The organism is Bacteroides sp. 1_1_30 (assembly GCF_020982715.1).
Classification (GTDB): domain Bacteria; phylum Bacteroidota; class Bacteroidia; order Bacteroidales; family Bacteroidaceae; genus Bacteroides; species Bacteroides xylanisolvens.
Window position 1 is genome coordinate 42,555 of sequence record NZ_JAJKHN010000025.1, and the last position, 20,271, is coordinate 62,825.

The window sequence follows — 20,271 nt, forward strand, 5'->3', positions numbered from 1 at the left end:
AAATATTAGAAGTTATAAATTGAGTAACTGTGCACTTTCTGTGTCCAAATATAACGAAGATTTTTCTTTTCTCCGCAATATACTGGCCGGACATTTTTCAGAAATATCTCCATGGATTGTGCGATAGACAGCTTGAGCCTTATTCTTGAAAGGCACGATGCAAAACATCCATTTGGCTTTTAATAATGCCGGTATAGTAAGAGTTAAAGCTTCCGTAGGCACCTGTTCAAGTGTCTCAAAACATTTTTCATTGACTTGTTGCTGGCGGCACACATGATCAAGTTTTACTATCTTTACTAGTTTGTGATCGTTGAAATTGGCAACATCAGGGTCGTTGAAAGCAATGTGTCCATTTTCACCGATTCCTAAACAGACAATATCAGTGGGGAATTGTGACAATAAACTGGTGTATCGTGTACATTCCTCTTCCAGATCAGTAGCATGCCCGTTTAAATAATAGACATTCTTGAAAGGTACCTTATCAAAAATACGTATTCGGAGGAAGTTTCCGAAACTTTGCGGCGCATCAGGCAGCACTCCAATATATTCGTCCATGTGAAAAGCATTGATTCTGTTCCAGCTAATTCGCTGATCGCTGATCAAGTGATGTAGAAATTCTTCTTGTGAAGGAGCTGCGGCAAATATCATATTGATTTCAGCTTTTCCTTCCAATAAATTGCATATTCTGTCAGCTACTTCTTGAGCGGCGGCTTTTCCCATTTGCTGGACGGTTGGGTAGATTTTGACAGTTAATTGATTTTGTTGAAATACTTTAGTTTCAGTTTCATTTACTATAGATAACATGGCCTTCTGATATTGTGTGAATGATATTAATTTGATTGTCGAAAATAACGATGTCCGCATCTTTCCCGGCCTCCAGTGAACCTTTTGACTTGTCGATATGGAGGATACGGGCAGGAGTAAGTGTCATCATACGAATGGCATTGATGAGACTGACGTCGGCCAGTTGTACCATTGTTCTGACCAGACGGTTAGTGGTAGCTACACTTCCTGCAAATGCGGAACGGTCAGGCATTTTGGCTACTCCGTCTTCGATGATTACTTTTTGTCCGTTAGCCAGACTTCCTAATATGGATTCTCCGTCAGGCATACCTGCTCCCCGCATGGCATCAGTACAGAGAGCTATCTTGTCAGCTCCTTTAAATTTGTAAACAAACTGCAGTAATGGTTTAGGGAGATGGATACCGTCGGCTATGATTTCCACTGTCATATCATCAATTAGGTATGCAGCTTCTACTACTCCTGCATAGCGAAAGGCATTTCTGCGTGTGACAGATGACATCGCTGAATATAAATGGGTTATATGCGTATAACCGGCTTTATATGCTTGTGTTACTTCTTCATAGATCGCATCGGTATGGGCAATAGAAGGAAGTATGTGGTGCTCTTGTAAAACATGTCCCATTTTAATAGCTCCCTCCAATTCAGGAGCGATACTCCAGCGTATAATATCTTCCGAAGATTCTAAAATGGCGTTATATTCTTCCGGTTGTGGCTTCTTCAAGTATATAGGATCTTGTGCTCCGCTTTGTTTGGGGGAGAAGTAAGGTCCTTCTAAATGTAAACCGATGAACTTTGCTCCTTTTGTGTTGAGGACTTTAGCTTTCCGATAGGTAGCAAACGTATTCATTAATTCTGTGTCAGAGCATGTCAATGTAGTGGGAACCATGGAAGTAGTTCCATATTTCGCATGAGTTTCTGCTATGCCTAGAAACGCCTCTACGGTGCCATCCATGAAGTCGTGACCACCACCGCCATGAATGTGCATATCGATGAATCCTGGTGCTACGTAATTACCGGCAGCATCTATTATTTGGTCATCGGGTTGAGGCATAAATTCATTGCTCGCTACAATTTGCCTGATTTTCTGATTTATACATATCAGTATTTTATCAGTTTCTATGCTTGTAGGTAAAATGATTTTTCCGTTGGTAATAATAAGTCTTTTCATTGTATGAAGTATGTCTTTTTATCAATAGTTTCGTTTCCAGGAATTGATTTTATGGCCTTTGGTTGCAAAGAATATCAGATAAAGGAAACACGGAATTAATATCCAGTAGCCAATGCGCAGATCATATACTTCAGCAAAATAACCGTATATCAATGGTAAAATGGCATTTCCGCAAAGTCCCATAATTAGTAGTGAAGAACCTGTCTTGGTGAACTTGCCCAGCCCGTGGATAGATAAAGGCCAAATCCCGGCATAGATTAAAGCATTCGGGAAGCCGAGTGCACAAAGCAGGAAGATGGAAATATTTGCTTGATGTCCGAATAGAGTCACGTTGAAATCAGCGAATACAACTCCGAATGAAAGCAACAATCCTAATACGGTACATATAATCAATGCCTTTGTCTGTGAGACATATTTGGGAATTATAAGGATGCCTAATATATAGCCAATCATAGTACAAGCTAATGTATATGAGGGGAATACTTTTGCTTCAAGCAAGTCTATTCCCATTGAATTGGCGTAGTTGATGATGGTATCTATAGCAATTACCTGTGTCCCTACATGGAAGAAAATAGCTAAAGCTCCTAATATAAGATAAGGAAAATCGAAAATACTTTTTTTAGAGTTATGCCCGTTCTCTTTTTCGTCAGTTGCATTTTGTTCATCTGTATTAATCTCCGGCAATATGGAATAGCGGATTCCGATTCCTGCTAATACTAATAGCCCCCCTAGTATGGCATAAGGTACAATGACACGTTGTATCAACTCGTCAAGCATGGCACTTTTAGTTATTGCATCCAATGTACCAGATTCTATGAGGCTGAAAAGTTCACTGTCGTCTGCTTTTAAAATTAAAGCTGCGAAAATGAGTGGAGAAATAATCCCGGCAAACTTGTTGCATATTCCCATGATGCTGATTCGTCGGGCGGCACTCTCAATAGGACCGATGATCGTTACATAGGGGTTGGCGGCAGTTTGTAAAATAGCCAAGCCTGTTCCAATAGAAAATAGGCCGATCAGGAATATTTCAAATTGTCGAACTAAAGCAGCCGGAACAAAAAGAAAAGCTCCTAATGCCGTCAACATAAAACCATACATGATTCCTCGTTTGAAACCTACTTTCTTCAGGAGGATTCCTGAAGGAATAGCCATGACAAAATAGGCTATATAAAAAGCAAAAGCCACGAAGTAGGATTCGAAATGGGTTAGTTCGCAAGCGATACGGAAATAAGGAATCAGGATGGAGTTCACCCATGATACAAATCCGAATATAAAAAACATTCCGGCTAGGATCGTCAGCGATATGAAATATTGCTTTTGTTTACAAGAGTTTGGCATTCTGTTTCTATTTTTATAAATGTAATGATTACTTTATTATTGAATAGTGATTTGCATAGGTATTCGTTCTGTGTATACTCCACCGGTATAGTCTTGTACTTTGAGTATAAATGTATCTGTTGTACCTTGACCGTTATGGATGTATTTTACTATACCGGCAGCCAGTTCCGCTTGTGTGAATCGAGCCGACTTGGTCATAGGAAGTCCGTTGCGTACAAGTGTGCCATTGGCGGGTAAGTGTTCTATAATAAAAATAATATTATTATCATTGTATGTATACTGTGCGTTGGGGCCGGCAGACATTTGCAGATGCACTTTGGTCAGTGTAATGATACTGCCGGCGCTGCCCTTTATCTGTTGATTATGATCTAGCTGGAGCTCACTGTCGATGGCACCCTGTAATTTGATATAGGCAGCATTAGGACTATTATTCAAATTAGTAGAAGAGGTCTCTCGCGGATATATCTCTACTTGAGAAGTACTGATTGCTTCGCCGTTCAACACTTTTAATCCAAAAGAAACTTCAGTCTCAGAATTATTATATGCATTTTGAATGTATTGTGTGATGTCGGTTTCATTCCAGGCCGTTGACAAATCGAAAATAGAGACCTCTAGTCCGAACTCCGGACGATTATTATAAGTAAGTGTTTTTTCTGTCCATTCATTTGACGTTGCATAAACGGCGCATGAAGGAATGAATGAACCAACTATTCTTTTTACATTAAAACATAGCTTGGCGGAGAAAAGATTATCTATAAAATCCATCTCTGATAATGCAAACTTGAAAAAGGTATATCTGTAACGAGAGGCGCGGTTACAAAGATAGTTCAATCTATTAGAACCGTTGTAGTTAGTATTGGCAGCGCCATGATATACATTGGCATCTTCGGTCACAGGTAAATTATAAGTAGGAGCTTGCGAGTGGTCGACATCATCCGGAATCGGGTCTGTCTCTTTTACTTTTTTAATATATAGGGGCAATTGACCTACGACATGTGCTACACCATCCTTGAAAAGATAATCTTGCCGGATGACAGCGATAGATTGTCCGTCGATTTCTTTACTATCGTTTACATAGAGTAGGAATTTGTCACTTGCTCCTTCTTTACGAGTTAAGAAAATAGGTTCTCCGGAATCACTTATTCCTTTTACGCTTTGGTCAGTTTCCATATCGATAGAACGATAAGTACCGTCAAAAGTCAGGTAAGAAAATAGATTGCGGATGACCCCCTTGGAAAGTTGATTGATTTGTTCTACTCCGGCACTTGATAATACACTTTTTATAGCATCATTAGTAGGAATGATGCGTGTTCGGTTTCCTGTTGAAATTTGTTCCTCCAGACCTGCGTATTTAATTGCTTCTAAATACATTGTCAGTGTACTTTCTTTCCCTTCTTCAAGGTACTGTATCAAAGATACCTCTTTTAGATAATCGGGATTGGTGTCTAGTTTATAATCGGTTATTAAATTACAACCGGAGAAAAGTAGTACTATAATTGATAGTATGTAATGAGTCGATTTCATATTTTCATATTTTAAATGATAAAATTATTTGTAATACTCGTTCTGCTCGATTAGCTTGCTGCGACGTAGTTCCTCTAAATGAATCGGCCATACTAGTGCTTTAGGACTCAATTCGATGACAGGAGATTCGTCTTCTCCGATATCGTTTCCTCTATTTTTAACGGCTTCAAATACTTTGCCTGTGCGGATTAGGTCAAACCAGCGATGGCCCTCGTAAGCTAATTCATATTTACGTTCGTTGAGAACGATTTCTTTTATTCCTTCCTGGTCATATTCTTCGCGATTGAGAAACTGTTCTTCGGGAATCTCGTAATCACTTCCTCCGGCTCTTTTCCTTATTTGGTTTACTAGTTTCATTGTTGCTTTACGATTTTCATCTGTATCTTCCTGATTGGCAATAGCCTCTGCTTTCAACAGGATGATGTCTGCCAAGCGAAGCATGACAATGTTACGGCTGTCAGCAGTGTAGTCAAAGCCAATTGTAAATTTGGTGACTTTGTATTTACTACCGGCTACTTCTTGTATTGCAGCTGATCTCCAAGTGCTTCCTTCAGCGTCAATGGCTTTTCCGAATCTAGGGCGAGGGCGTAAGATAGGCCATGAGCCGGCTAGATAAGTTGTTAGATTCTTTTGGTCATCTCCATCGGCAACATTGCTTGCCAATTCAAAAATCGATTCTTTACTGCGTCCGGTATTAAAGATTTGTGCATATTCGCTGGCTTGTACCAATGCTTTGAAATTTTTGTTTTTGACATCGTCTGTCGTACCGGTATATTTTTCGTCGTATAAGTTCGCTAAAGTATAATTGGTATTAGTCAATACTTTGTCAGCCATATTGATTGTTTCTTCATATTTATGTTCCCATGCATATACGTGAGCATTGATGGCATAAGCTGCTGTTTGGGTGAACGTCGTTCGTGAAGTCGAATTTTTATCAATCATGTTAGATGCATTTTCTAAATCACTGTGAATTTGTTCGACAATGTCGGCAACAGCAGCTTTGGGGAGGTCAAAACTATCGTTGGAGTCTAAATAAGGTGCTGTTACCAATGGAGCATCTCCCCAAATGCGGATAATCCAGAAATAGGTGAACGCTCGTAGGCAATAAGCTTGTCCCATTACATCATCGGCTTTTTCTGCACTTATGCCGCCTGCTTCAAGTACTTGTGGAGTAAACTTAATGACAGCATTTGCTTGTTTGATAACACGATAGTAATTATACCATGAAGCCCAAAATATATTATTATCAAGTGAATTGTTCACTACTTTATCAGCATTCACGTTAAATGCGTTGTTGTAAAATGCATCACCCCTCATTTCGCCATAGGCTAGGAAATTGATACTCAAATCCGACTGGAGTGTATTGTATCCTCCGTATAAGATTCCGTATAAGTGTGACTCTTCTTTAGGTGTGTTTTCTGCTGTCCAGGAAGTAGTCGGCTCCAACTCCAAAAGAGAACAGCTGGAAAAGCAAGTGCCTATAAAGCATATTAAAATAGATAGCATTTTCATATTTGATGGTATTTACGGATGATTAGAATGTGAAATTGACACCAAGATTATAAGAACGGCTCTTAGGGAAAGCACCGTTATCAACTCCTTGGATAAATGGTGATGTCGAAGTGTTTACCTCCGGGTCGTATCCGCTATACTTGCTCCATGTGAGGAGGTTTGTGCCGGATATGTATACATTGGCTGATTTCAAGAATACTTTCTTGCACCATTTAGGAGGAATATTGTAGCTTAATGTGATTTCTTTGATGCGTAGGAAAGAGCCGTCTTCCATGTTAAAAGAAGAAGGACGGAAGTTTTCCATTTTGTCTTGATAGCGAATCATCGGGAAGTTTGTAATGTCGCCTTGTGCTTTCCAACGTGCTAATGCGTCTTGTCCTAGATTGCTAGTTGTTCTCATGGCATTACGGGTGCGTCTCAACTCGTTCATTATTTTATTTCCGTATGACCATTGCATCATGATATTGAGTGAAACTCCTTTGTAGGAGAATGTATTAGACATACCGCCAATAAACTTAGGATTGGGATCACCGATGATGACGCGGTCATTGTCGTCAATAACTCCGTTTCCATCAATATCCTCCCAAATCATGTCACCGCCTTTAAATGGGGCACCTGTAGAGGCTCCTTTTCGTACCTGGTCTTTTTGTCCGTTGGGCAGTATATAAACGTTATCTTCATCTTTGGAGTAGACACCAAGTGCTTTGTGAGCATAGAATACTCCCATTGGTTCGCCAACTCTTCCTAGTGAGAAGTCTCCTATGATGATATCTTCATTGTTGGGAAGTTCGGTGATTTTATTCCGGTTCATGGAAATATTGAATGACGTTTTCCATTTAAATTTACCGGTAAGGTTGACCGTTTCAAGCAGAAATTCCAATCCTTTATTTTCTACACTTCCGTAGTTTCTTGGAACGGAGGAGAAACCTGTGTAATTGGGGACGGGAAAGTCAAATAATAAATCATTCGTTTTCTTTAGATACGCGTCGGCGTTGAATACTACACGTCCATTGAAGAATGAAAGATCCAAGCCAATATTATATTGAGTTGTTTTTTCCCATCCGATAATATCGTTGGGCATTGCGTTATACAAAATTTCTACATTTCCGTCATATTTGTTGGATGAGGCTGTGTAAGAACCCAATGAGGCGTAATTCGAAATTGTCTGATTACCTGTTACACCGACGCTGGCTCTGAACTTAGCATCACGTAATATCTTTTTCGCAAAGTTCATAAATTTCTCGTCGGAAAAGCGCCACCCGATAGAGGCTGATGGAAATGTCCCGAATCGTTTGTTCTTTCCGAAACGGGAGGAACCGTCGCTTCGAAGAGTGGCTGACGCGAGGTAACGTCCTTTCCAGTCATAACTGACACGCCCGAAGAAAGAGAGTAGTGCCCTTTCTGATTCGCTTCTAGATATGTTGGTGTAAGTAGAGGCATTTTGAATGGTTATAACAGATTTGTCAATATAGCCGTTTCCGTTTAAAACGATTGCTTCTGTTCTGTCTTGTTGGAATGATTGTCCGAGTACTACATTTAAATGATGAGATTTGATTTTTCCGTTATATGACAGTGTGTTTTCGTTTAAAAAACTTTGGCTTTCGCTCTGCCGGAACTTGCCATTATCGCGAGCTGGTGTATTGGAATCGAATTCCTTAGGCATGAAACTGTCTTGATTGGTTTTGCTGATATCTCCGGATACACTGACTCTTAGGTTAAGACCTTTCGTTAGATTTATCTGTATATATTGGTTCATTGTCAACCACCTGCGTTTAAAGTGTATAGGAACTTTGGTCGCTACAGCCAGTGGGTTACGTTGTTCTTTTACTCCTAGCCAGTCTACCACTTCACCGGTTAGAGGATCGTATGGAGAGAAACAAGGATTAGTGAACAAGGCGGCTCTTAATGCACTGTAATTGTTGCTTCCTGAAGAGAGGATACGGGTATAATCCATGTTACTGAAAGAAACTTAAGTTCCTGCAGTGATACGTTTCCCTACCTTGTAAAGGAAATTGGCTCTCAGATTAATTTGGTTGTATTTCGTATTAATAACTACTGGTTTAAGATCTCGATATCCGGCTGATACTCCATAAGAGAAACTGTCACTACCACCGCGTACACTTACATCGTTACGGGTTTGGTATGCTGTCCGGAATATTACGTCTTGCCAATCTGTCGTGCGATTGTAGTAGGGATGGAATGGATTGACAATCCAACCTTGTTCGGCAACCTGGTAATTGTTTGCGCGTGCTTCTTTATATGCTGTACGAAATTGCTCGGCGTTCATTGCATCCAGCTTGCGTGAAATGGAGACGACGCTTGACGTATGGCTGACAGTGACAATAGGCTTTGACTTTTCAAACTTGTTTCCACCTTTGGTGGTGATCATAACAATGCCATTGGCGGCACGTGAACCGTAAATAGCTGCTGAAGACGCATCTTTCAGCACTTCGATAGATTCAATGTCGCTTGGGTTGATACCGGCTATGGGACTAAACGTCGCATCACCGTCGATGGAAGAAATATTCTCGCTTTCAATAGGTACGCCATCTACAATATACAGTGGTTCACTACCTCCGTTAATGGAAGACGCACCGCGAATTTTAATCGATGAGCCGGCTCCGGGTTCACCGGAAGTTGACACAATTTGCATGCCCGGAATCTTTCCTTGTAAAGCTGTATTGATATTCCCACCGGAATTAGAGTCCAAATCTTTAGAAGAGATAGTCGTGATCGAGCCAATAATATCTCGCTTGGCTTGAGTTCCGTAACCTATGACCACAACGTCATCCAGTGAATTATAATCTTCTTCTAATTCAATCATATAACTGGTTTTATTTGCTTCCAGTTTGACTATCTTCCTTTTCATTCCGACATAACTTATTTCAAGTTCTTTGTCGGATTGTCCAACGTAAATAGCGAATTTTCCATTAACGTTGGTTACAGTTCCCCGCTTTGTTCCTTTAATAAGGACATTTGCTCCGATGATCAGCTCTTGGTCACTTTTCCCTTTTACGATGCCGGACACTTTTCTATCTTGTGCAAACAGGCTCATGGAACAGGCGGTGATTCCAATTAGTAATAGAAGGATTTTGTTTTTCATACAGTAAATTTGAATTAAACGATTTAAGTGCTTTATATCTTTTACGTAAGCTCACAACAAAAGTAAAGGATTTAGTGCTCTTTAGTTAGTGGAAATACGCAAATCAATCCTCATTTTACGCTAAAGATATTCTGGGAATTCCTCATTTCTTGCAAAATAGTAGAACCTGGCACTAATAACTCCATGGCCCAAAGAGCACTTAATGCTGCATATTTGGAGACAGCCAAAGACTCTCCGTGTACGGCCTTAGGATAAGCTTCTGATAAACGTTTCATGGAACTGAATGAACTTTCGGAACCGAATGCCCAGATATATTTCAATAAAACAGCCCGTAATTCCGGTGAATCTTGGATGTATTCTCTATAGTATATTAGTGGTAAGGCATTTAAAGTACAACGTCCTCCTCGTAAGTACATCTCATTCTCACGTCCTTTTAATAAAGGCGGGAGGAAAGTCCGCCTCAGGTTGTCATCTATAATTTTATTCAGGTTATCATCGTGTAGTGCAAGGCGTACCCAGAACAAGGCTTCTGCTTGGTAGTAGCCCGAGGCAGGGTATGTTGCTTTGACATAATAATTGGCATTGCGTTTTGCAATTGCTTGGTATTGCATTTGAGTAGAGTCTTTCTGTAAGATTCCCATGCAGAGTTGAAAAGCTAGAATATCTGCTCCTACCCAGGATGGTCCTGTTTGTATTTTCTTTTTCCCATATTTGCCCAATCCGTACATTCCTTCGTTAGCATGCCCTTTTGCAAACTCCTGGGGGTGACTTTCTCTCAATGAAGCAGAACGTATACTGTCTATATAAAAAGTTTCCGCCCAATTAAAGAAGCGTGAACACAACCTCTGATATCTTCCTTTTCGTACAGGATCTGTTATGTAGCGTAAGGATTGTGCGATAGCAAGGGCTATTTGTCCACCATCTGCAACATTATATCCGCCTGAATGTTCCAAATATCCCATGGGGAGTTTGCCGTCTTCGGATTGTCTGTCAGCTAACATGTCATAAAACCGAAAGACGCAATTTTCTATTTCTTCAGAAGTTACGATTGGTAAAGTATTATTGCTTTGTGCGCCACAATGTTTCTCTTTTTGTAAGAAATGCAGATAGGCAGACATGGCTCTTACTCCGTAAGCATCTCCGAAATAATGATGACTGATACGCCCGTCCGGGTAAAATTGTTGGTTGCGTATCAGATGTTTGAACGCATAAAGCATTGCTTTTTCTACGTCAACCGAATCACAGAAAGTATCTGTTATTCCTCCCTCATCAGTTGTTAGCGTTATTTGCCAATTGAAATGCTGAAAAGGAAAATCTTCCGGTATTTCAGGAAGAACGATGTCGTATTCTTTGGTTCTCAGGGGAGTAATTATGATATTACTCTCTTTGCATAATAATTTTCCGGCAATCTCAATATGTAGTGTACCGGTCATTGTTTGGTGTAAGGGGTTCTTGATGGTAACACGTAATTGTGGAAATGTACCTTGGGTTGTTGTACAGGTATTTAGTTTGGTTGCGATGATTCTAGGTTTCTTCAGGAGATAGTTTGCCATGTTGGAAAGGGCCTTCCGGCTTTCTTGGTTCTTGAGGACTGTTGCTGGCGGAAGATTGAATGTTGCCACCGCCGAACCTTTATATTCTCCTCCGGCATATAACTCAAGATTAGCAATCGGTTGCTCAGCTTTGGGAGAGGAAAAATGGGAATGAATTGGAATAATACGACTTTCGCGTTTCTTTTTTGTATCATATTTGGAACTGACGTCAGTTCCCATCTTACTGCCGGGATAAGGTTGAAAATTATTTCGTTCTCCCCAAAATGGATCGAATAGCCAGGTAGGGAAACAAATGTTATTTTCTTTAAACGGAATTTCCATGGGTTTCAAGGCGGAGGTAGGAGCATAAATATCTTTTTTGTTTTTGGCTAAGGATAAGCTGCTGACTGCCCAATGCATTTCTTTCTCGCGCCATACAGTTAATAAATTCACACCGAGGGATATTGTTCTGATATTTTCAGGCCGCAATAATCTATAAGCCTCATTGGGGTTGTTATAATCTTCAGGTACAAAATCTGCGAATGAAATAGTATATTTATCCCATGTATTGGTTAGTTTGATAAAGTTGTACCATCTTTTTTCTGCATTGTCAACTATTTCTATCGCTAGTAAATCCATATATGGAGAACCTTTCGCATTGAATGTTAAAAGTGAGAGTTCCGGCTTGGCTTTATCTTGAACGGGTATCTTTATCATTGTACTATGCATGGCTTTTCTTGTCGTAGATAATTCTAAAGCTTCTTTTCCATTAGGTAATGTGATGATGTTGATGATTGCTTTCTCCAAAGAACCGGCCTTAAAATCCTTCTTTTCACGACTTATTTGATAAGAAGATCGATCGGAGAACTTAATTAAAGGGACTTCATCGGTAGCTTGTGGGGTATAATCGAATCCTTTGTCGCCAACTAAGATAATATTGCCGCCGTTTGATAAATAGCGATTAATGGCTATTCGGCTTTCAGGTGGGAGTGGAGTTTCTCCGGATAATAACAGCAAAGCCCCCTTATCTATGGAAAGTGTATTTAGTTCGGCTCTTGTCAGAAATGAAGGCTCAATGTTATTAGCGGCTAATTCATTTTTAAAGGTAAGAGTATTGAACTTGTTACCATATATTGCAATCTTTTCTTTATTGTATATGTATTGGAGTACTTTTTGTGCATATCGTTCTCCTAATGTAATACAGCTTTCTCTGCTGAAGTGGGAATCGGAAAGATCTCCTCTGGATACAAGTTCATCAGCCTTGACGTAATCTGTGTATGGTATATGTTTATTGATCTGACGAATCATATTGTTGAAGTTTTGTGAACGGGAATGTTGAGTCTTGGAATCTATTCTCCAGTGCCCGAGTTCTCCTGCAATGAACCAAAGATTAGGCTCGTTGAGATCTTTTCGGAAATTAGTAATCATTTCTCGAAGTCTGCATGGATATTTGGAAGGATTACTCCAGTCTTCATCAGGAGAGATTGACCTGTCGTCTCCTTCTCCCTGATGCCATAATATTGCCTTTATTCTTCCCCATTTTTGTGCTTCTTTCGCACGCTCGATAGCGGCCTCATAAAGTCCGATGCCGCTACCTTTTGTCCATTCGGATATAGATGTCCCCCCTCTTCCGTTCACGATCATGCCGATTTTGGAATGAATGTGCCGACTTAGATAATGAGCAAATCCATACGAAGGGCTTATTTGTTGTACGCTGATATCATTACGTACAGAAGAATATTTGTTGAAAGGGTTTGATGCAATTTCCCATTTGAGTGCGGGAGTGAGCAGGAAGGTATTGTCCACAGGTTTTAAATCACCTTTTGATTCATCCATATATCCTCTTCCACACATATTGGATTGTCCTATACAGATGAAAATATCCAGTGGCGGGAGGATTTCATAGATTATTCTATAAGTGTTGCTGTTTTTTCTATCTCCGCTTATTATTTGTATATAGCTTGTTCTTTCTTCCTTTTTGCCGGTCAAGGATTGAGGAGGAGTAATTTTAACTTGTTGATTTGGATTTTCTTTTGTAATGGAAATTAGAGGCGTTTGTTGCTTGTAATTATAAGGTAAGTAGTAACGGTATTCTTTTTTCCCCGGTTTGAAAAATTCTATTTTTTCTCCGTCTATTGAAATCTGTTTTATTGTAGTTGTTGAAGTAATAGGGGCTTTTATGAAATGAATACTGTAATTTAAGCTTTCTCCCTTATTTTTTACGGAAATAATCGTTGTCTGTTCTCTATCGTTTGGTGATTGTTGATTGGAACTTTCTATATTTACTTTTGCGCTTTTTACGAACGGGCAGGCTTCTACGGAAGGTATTGCTTTCGCATCTGCTTTCAATTTTACTGTATAATTCAATTGATAAGGAGAGAAGTTTTCAATCGTAGAACCATTAATGTTTATATCGGATAATAAAATGTGATCTTTGTTTAGTTGAGTGATTTCAAGATAAGGTCTATATGTCTTGTTGTTTTCTTTCGATTTGAAAACAACAATATCACCTTTTCCCGATTCATCTTTTATATTAGTGCTGTCACAGATCTCCAATGTGATAAGATTGCCTTTGAGATGACTGTCTCTTTGGAGTTTTCCGGTTAAATCCCAAGTTATCCATTTCCCGTCAGCCGGCACTTCTCTTGTATTTGTAATAAATTTGTTTTTCCCCGTTTCCTTATGTGTGTTGTAACAAAGGTCGTCTTCTGCCCATGAAGTACTATTCGTTAAAGAAACGTTCAAGATATGTTCTCGTTTACTATGACTTTTTCCGTATATATGCAATTTGATACTTTGTATCCATTCCGGATTTGCAGACATTTTGCTTAGGTCGAATTTGAGATAAGTCGTGTATTGATATACTTTTGCCTTATTATAATAACTTTTCAGTTGTAAGGGATCATCTAATCCCTGCACACGGTCATACTTCGCTTTATTGTTTCCACCATGTATGTAAGTATCATCGGTTGGATAGATACGTATTGTTTTTTGAGCTGATAATAGTTGGAATATAAAAAATAATAGTCCGGTTGCTAGAAAGATTCGTTTCATAATATCAAGATATTTGATGTTTACTTGGCAAAAGTGCGGAATTACTGGAATATTATTCAATCTAAATCCGAAAACTAATCTTCAGAAAACGAAAGGTTATCTCTGGCTAGTCTTCTTTTGGCGATATTCAAGTGGTGGGCATCCTTTGTATTTTTTAAAGACACGTGAGATATTATTGTAATCCTTAAAGCCGACTTCTATGGCTAAATCGGCTAATGGTCGGTCGGTTGTGAGTAGTAAGTCTGCAAGATGATTACACCGGCAATTCAGAATATACTGGTATATGGAAGTGTTCAGTGCATTTTTGAATTTCACTTCAAAGTTTCTGCGGGATAATGGAATATTTGCAAGCAGAGATTCTATGGTCAGGTCGGAACTGTAATGGGTTTCTATGTACTTCACAACCTCCAGTATGTAGGGATCTTTGATATTGTGCTTTTCCGTAGATTGTCGCAATTCGATACGGATAGGGTTGATAACAATATTGAAAGTACCCTCATGTTCTTTCTTTATTTGTCGGTGGACCAGTCTGCCGATAGAATATCCTCCCTTTTCTACTTCGAGCTCTATGGATGAAATGGGAGGGTCGGAAATGTTACACATCAGTTCGTCGTTGTCCACACCTAATAAGGCAATATCCTCCGGAATCGGTATATTCGTCATTTTGCAAGTTTCGGAAATGAACAAGGCATGTGCATCATCACAACAGAATAAGGCAACAGGCTTGGGAAGTTCCTGTAACCACCGGCTGACTTCCATTCGTATTTCATCTTCTTGTTTATCCGATTCGAAACTGAAAAATTCGCCTCCGATACGTTTTACTTCCTGCCGATACCCTTCGCAACGTTCGTCAGACCAAACCACCCCTTTAACACCGAAATAAGCAAAATTGCGAAACATTCTTTTGGCAAAAAACTGGGCTGCCATTCTTCCCGTTCCTTTATAGTCGCCTGTCAAATTAGAGTAAGTGACGCTCCGGTGATGATAGTTTTGTAGTACTACCGGAATATTCAGCTCCTTCTGCAAATCGATCGTATCATTATTCCACTGACCGATAATGGCGTCGGCTTTCCATTCTTTCGCCCATTTCAAAATGCCTTGTTCACCATGCATTGCGCTATAATAAGAAGGTAGCCGGTAAAAGAGCCAGGGGCCGTTTTCTTTGGAGTATTGGACAAGTCCCCGTAGCAGTTTCCTGTCAAATTCGCTTGAATAGTCTATCAATAGAAGAATCTTAATCATAGTTCTATGTTTTTCTTTAGTATAATGTAGTGATGCACAAATATAGAAGAATTCCTTTGTTTTCCTATAATAAAGACTTAATTTTGTTGCAGCCAACACTTATCTGACACCCGGGTCTCATGAGCACTGACACCCGGGTGTTGGTATGTCTGAGACCCGGGTCTCAATGGTGTTGACACCCGGGTGTCAAATAGAACGCGAGTATAAACGAAAAAAGAAAGGAGTATAGACGATGGCAGTGCCTTATGTAGTGAGAAAAAAAGCCGATTTAACATCGGGAGAAAGAAAAGAATTATGGTATGGTGTACCCAAAAAACTGATAGATCCGATTCGGAATAGAGAATTTGCCGAGTACATGGAAAAACGGAGTGGATTCCATCGTGGGCAGATAGATGGTATATTGACGGAAATGGTTGATGCTATTCGTAGTTTATTGTCTATCGGACAGCCGGTTACTATCGAAGGACTTGGCACATTCCATACGTCACTGACCAGTCCGGGATTTGAACGCCCCGAACAGGTAACTCCGGGAAAGGTGTCCGTTTCACGTGTCTATTTCGTGGCTTGTCCTGAATTTAGCCGGGAAGTGAAAAAAATGAAATGTATGCGTATTCCTTTTAATCTGTATATGCCCGAAGAGATGCTTACCAAAGAAATGAAGAAAGCGGACCGGGAGCAGGAGCGGGAAGAATATGACCGTATGGTGGCACCGGAAATCGATGAAGAAGTTCAGGAATAAGATAAATTAATACTCGAGAGCAGGTTGGAGGTTTCTATAGCAGAAAAAAATAGTAAAGTTAGGGAAACCGATAAATTTATTGTTTATTTGTAATCAAATAAAATTTGGACTAAAAATATGATACTTACTGATGAAATGTTTGAGGCTGCGTTTCGTTTTCGCAGCATTTGTTTATGGGAAAAACTAACTGACAGTGATGTGTTCGCTTTTCGCTTGTCGGATGGTGAGACGGGTTATTGTAGCGTAATGGGCAATGCAGGTGAGCATTTCTCCCTTGGATTCTATTAGAGGCAAGAAAGGTTTTTCAACCTATTTGAAGACTTTGAAAATGGGCAGCCAGCAAACTTTTGGCTGCGAGACGTTTGAAGCTGTGATGACTTTTGACTGCATTAATTGTGACTTTGTGGCAGCTTCTGCTTTGGATGATGCGACGAAGAAAATAATTCGCAGATATACCACTGACGCTGGTCTGAAGATTTGTCGTTCCAAAGGATGGCCGGATTTTACTCGGTTTCAACCGTACAAGGTGCAATATGGCATTACATGTGAGAAAGATGCTCGCGACATTACTGAAGCACTTCGTGCAGCAATTGCTGTGGATGAGCAGTTGGCAATGCATAAATTTGAAACCCTTGGGTTCGACATCAAAGGGGCTTATCCCACGATGAAAGGGGGAAAACTTGTTCCTTACCTTATTCCTGCCGCTGACGGAACATACGAATGGAGTACCGTTAAGTTGCCTGCTTTTGTGCAGGACAGGTATGCTGTGGTGAAGTTCGAAAATGATATACTCACAAGTATGGTGAAGTCTCTTCCCGCATCTGGCGTTTTGCAACTGCGGATTGTTCATGCACCTGCTCCTGTAGAGAGCAAAGTGGATGAGGTTCCTTATTTTCCGGCTATATTGCTTTGTATAGATGCGAATTCTGAATATCTGTTCCCTGTTTTTTTGTGGAGATGATTTCGAGAAAAGTCCTGTGTTAATGCTTATGGAACTTGCTGAAATTTTTCGTCGGAATGCCGGTAAACCTCAAAGAATACAAGTGGAAGATGCTAAAACCGAAGCACTTTTGGAAGATTTCTGTCGCCAATGCGACATTGTTCTTGCCCGCGAACAAAATCTGCCACTACTTAATGAGGCTTGGGCTTCTCTTTTGGACAGTTTTATGAACTATTAGAAATATCGGATGTAGGGATAACACAAATACAGAAGAATTCCTTTTGTGGAAGAGCCGGAAATCGACGAATAGTTGAATAAAAAACAATATTGTCTTGTTAATTGAACAGAATTAGATTATATTTGTTCAGTGGTTAGAACAATATCTTGAAATATGATTAGAAGAGAAATACTAAAAGAAGTTCTATTAGATAATAGAAATGAGGTGGTCAAACATCAAGTTATACCTCGTAGCTTTCAGTTTGAAGAGTTTGGAAATTATGTATTTGTAGGTATCCGGCGAGCAGGAAAATCATTTTTACTTTATCAACGGATACAGGAACTTTTGCATAATGGGCATACTTGGAATGAAATGCTATATGTGAACTTTGAAGATGAACGTTTGATTGGAATGACGGCGGCAGATTTAAATCTCATACTGGAAGTACATGCCGAGATGTCAACAGACAGGCCGATGCTTTTCTTGGATGAAATTCAGAATATTGATGGTTGGGACAAGTTTGTTCGGCGATTGGCTGATAATAAATATAGGGCTTATGTGACAGGAAGCAATGCTAAAATGCTTAGTCAGGATGTAGCTACCACTTTGGGGGGACGATACATTACAGTACATGTATACCCTTATGATTTTAAAGAGTTTCTTTATGCTAATGGGGTTGAAGTTACAGAGAATTCTTTGTTTGCAACAGAGAGCCGGGCAGAAATAAAGCGTATATTCAATGATTATTTTCGTTCCGGTGGTTTTCCGGAAGGGGCATCGCTTGCCGCAAAACGGGATTATCTGACAAGTGTTTACCAAAAGATATATTTAGGAGATATTGCTGCAAGACATTCCATCGAAAATACTTTTGCTTTACGCATCCTTTTCCGCAAATTGGCCGAAAGTATAAAGCAACCGGTTTCGTTTACTCGTATAACTAATATTGTTGCTTCAACCGGAGTGAAAATATCGAAGAATACTGTCATTAACTACATGGAATATGCCAAAGATGCTTGCTTGCTGATTCCTATACAAAATATTGCGGATAAATTGGTGGAGCGTGAAACTAATCCGAAATATTATTTTGCGGATAATGGCATTCTCAATTTGCTTCTTTTGGATGCTGATACCTCGTTGCTTGAGAATTTGGTTGCTGTGACACTATTGCGGCGTTATGGGACGGACGATGCTGTATTCTTTTATAATAGAAATGTAGAGGTTGATTTTTATTTGCCTGATACAGGAGTGGCTATACAGGTCTGTTATACCATGAATCTCTCTGATGAGACTTTCCAACGGGAAGTTCAGGCATTAGTAAAATTGAATAAGGTATTTGAATGTCGGCAGTTATTGATAATAACGTATGACGATGAAGAACGGATTGAGTTGGAAAAATGTGCGATTGAGGTAATACCGGTTTGGAAGTGGTTGTTGGGTAAATAAGATAAATTAATACCCTCCCTGTCTTATTTATGAGATAAATCCCTATCTTTGTGGCACTTTTTACGAAAAAAGCAAATTCAAATTAATAGATATAGAAAAGAAAATGGCACAAGAAGACGTTTTTAAGAAGCTTGTATCGCATTGCAAAGAGTATGGTTTCGTATTCCCTTCGAGCGATATCTACGACGGACTAGGCGCTGTGTATGACTACGGTCAGATGGGCGTTGAATTGAAAAATAACATCAAGAAATACTGGTGGGACAGCATGGTGCTGTTGCACGAGAACATTGTCGGTATCGACTCTGCCATCTTTATGCATCCTACTATCTGGAAGGCTTCCGGACACGTAGACGCATTCAATGACCCTTTGATTGACAATAAAGACTCTAAGAAACGTTATCGTGCTGACGTGTTGATCGAAGATCAGCTGGCTAAGTATGACGATAAAATCAATAAAGAAGTAGCGAAAGCTGCCAAGAGATTCGGCGAATCTTTTGATGAGGCTCAATTCCGTTCTACCAACGGACGTGTATTGGAGCATCAGGCAAAACGCGACGCACTTCACACTCGCTTTGCTAAAGCTCTGAACGACGGTAATCTGGAAGAATTGCGTCAGATCATTATTGATGAAGAAATCGTATGCCCGATCTCCGGTACAAAGAACTGGACAGAAGTTCGTCAGTTCAATCTGATGTTCTCTACTGAAATGGGTTCTACTTCCGAAGGAGCAATGAAGATTTATCTTCGTCCGGAAACTGCACAAGGTATTTTTGTAAACTACCTCAATGTACAGAAGACGGGTCGTATGAAAGTTCCTTTCGGTATCGCACAGATTGGTAAGGCTTTCCGTAACGAGATCGTTGCCCGTCAGTTCATCTTCCGTATGCGTGAGTTCGAACAGATGGAAATGCAGTTCTTTGTAAAACCGGGAACTGAACTTGACTGGTTCAAGAAATGGAAAGAAATCCGTCTGAAATGGCATAAAGCTCTTGGATTCGGCGATGCAAGCTATCGTTATCACGATCACGATAAACTGGCTCACTACGCAAATGCCGCTACTGATATCGAATTCCTGATGCCGTTCGGATTCAAAGAAGTGGAAGGTATTCACTCTCGTACTAACTTCGACTTGTCTCAACATGAGAAGTTCTCCGGCAAGAGCATCAAATACTTCGATCCGGAACTGAACGAGTCTTATACTCCGTACGTAATCGAAACTTCTATCGGTGTTGACCGTATGTTCCTTAGCATCATGAGCGCATCTTATTGCGAAGAGCAATTGGAAAATGGTGAAAGCCGTGTGGTTCTGAAATTACCTGCTGCTTTGGCTCCGGTGAAACTGGCGGTTATGCCGTTGGTAAAGAAAGACGGTCTGCCTGAAAAAGCCCGCGAGGTTATTGACAGCCTGAAGTTCCACTTCCATTGCCAATATGACGAAAAGGATAGTATCGGTAAGCGTTATCGCCGTCAGGATGCTATTGGTACTCCGTACTGTGTAACAGTCGATCATCAGACATTAGAAGATAACTGCGTGACATTGCGTAACCGCGATACCATGCAACAAGAGCGTGTAGCTATCTCTGAACTGAATAATATCATCGCAGACAGAGTAAGCATCACTTCTCTATTGAAAACTTTACAATAAACCTTTGACG

13 protein-coding genes and 1 pseudogene are annotated in these 20,271 nt (G+C 40.0%); 6 read left to right on the forward strand and 8 right to left on the reverse strand.

Annotation, left to right across the window (positions count from 1 at the left end; genetic code table 11):
* Positions 1-12: 12 nt before the first annotated feature.
* From LPH68_RS09450 to LPH68_RS09485, 8 genes and pseudogenes are all read right to left on the reverse strand, one after another.
* Positions 13-804 carry a glucosamine-6-phosphate deaminase gene (locus tag LPH68_RS09450; RefSeq protein WP_120144804.1) on the reverse strand — a complete coding sequence of 264 codons (792 nt, stop codon included), beginning with the start codon at positions 802-804 and terminating at the stop codon, positions 13-15.
* The gene (gene nagA / locus LPH68_RS09455; protein ID WP_151923488.1) at positions 785-1,972 is read right to left on the reverse strand and encodes an N-acetylglucosamine-6-phosphate deacetylase; all 1,188 of its coding nucleotides are present in this window, start codon (positions 1,970-1,972) and stop codon (positions 785-787) included. The genes LPH68_RS09450 and nagA overlap by 20 nt, the downstream gene beginning before the upstream one ends.
* A gap of 21 nt (positions 1,973-1,993) precedes the next feature.
* Positions 1,994-3,310, reverse strand: a complete 1,317-nt coding sequence (locus LPH68_RS09460) for a sugar MFS transporter (RefSeq protein ID WP_151923487.1) — start codon at positions 3,308-3,310, stop codon at positions 1,994-1,996.
* A 36-nt stretch (positions 3,311-3,346) separates the two neighbouring features.
* Positions 3,347-4,834: a DNRLRE domain-containing protein gene (locus LPH68_RS09465; protein WP_230296918.1), complete on the reverse strand. Its 1,488-nt coding sequence runs from the start codon at positions 4,832-4,834 to the stop codon at positions 3,347-3,349.
* 24 nt (positions 4,835-4,858) lie between these two features.
* Entirely contained in the window at positions 4,859-6,346 is a 1,488-nt protein-coding gene (locus tag LPH68_RS09470) for a RagB/SusD family nutrient uptake outer membrane protein (protein WP_055235185.1), read from the reverse strand.
* Between the two features lie 22 nt (positions 6,347-6,368).
* A pseudogene (locus tag LPH68_RS09475) lies at positions 6,369-9,449 on the reverse strand (SusC/RagA family TonB-linked outer membrane protein).
* Positions 9,450-9,559: 110 nt separating this feature from the next.
* Positions 9,560-14,035: a sialate O-acetylesterase gene (locus LPH68_RS09480; RefSeq protein ID WP_151923485.1), complete on the reverse strand. Its 4,476-nt coding sequence runs from the start codon at positions 14,033-14,035 to the stop codon at positions 9,560-9,562.
* A gap of 96 nt (positions 14,036-14,131) precedes the next feature.
* A complete protein-coding gene (locus LPH68_RS09485) occupies positions 14,132-15,277 on the reverse strand; it encodes a DNA-binding transcriptional regulator (RefSeq protein ID WP_055235191.1) in 1,146 nt (381 codons plus the stop codon).
* Between the two features lie 232 nt (positions 15,278-15,509).
* Between LPH68_RS09485 and LPH68_RS09490 the strand changes: the two genes are divergently transcribed.
* From LPH68_RS09490 to LPH68_RS09515, 6 genes are all read left to right on the forward strand, one after another.
* Positions 15,510-16,016 carry an HU family DNA-binding protein gene (locus LPH68_RS09490; RefSeq protein WP_004299627.1) on the forward strand — a complete coding sequence of 169 codons (507 nt, stop codon included), beginning with the start codon at positions 15,510-15,512 and terminating at the stop codon, positions 16,014-16,016.
* Between the two features lie 117 nt (positions 16,017-16,133).
* Positions 16,134-16,304 carry a hypothetical protein gene (locus tag LPH68_RS09495; protein WP_153882653.1) on the forward strand — a complete coding sequence of 57 codons (171 nt, stop codon included), beginning with the start codon at positions 16,134-16,136 and terminating at the stop codon, positions 16,302-16,304.
* Positions 16,305-16,344: 40 nt separating this feature from the next.
* A complete protein-coding gene (locus tag LPH68_RS09500; RefSeq protein WP_151923484.1) occupies positions 16,345-16,977 on the forward strand; it encodes a hypothetical protein in 633 nt (210 codons plus the stop codon).
* Between the two features lie 28 nt (positions 16,978-17,005).
* Positions 17,006-17,194 (forward strand): hypothetical protein, encoded by a 189-nt coding sequence (locus LPH68_RS09505; RefSeq protein WP_149944000.1) that lies wholly within the window; start codon positions 17,006-17,008, stop codon positions 17,192-17,194.
* Between the two features lie 153 nt (positions 17,195-17,347).
* Complete coding sequence (locus LPH68_RS09510) at positions 17,348-18,616, forward strand: ATP-binding protein (RefSeq protein WP_004324509.1); 1,269 nt, start codon at positions 17,348-17,350, stop codon at positions 18,614-18,616.
* A gap of 103 nt (positions 18,617-18,719) precedes the next feature.
* Positions 18,720-20,261, forward strand: a complete 1,542-nt coding sequence (locus LPH68_RS09515; protein WP_004299629.1) for a glycine--tRNA ligase — start codon at positions 18,720-18,722, stop codon at positions 20,259-20,261.
* The last annotated feature ends 10 nt before the right edge of the window (positions 20,262-20,271 follow it).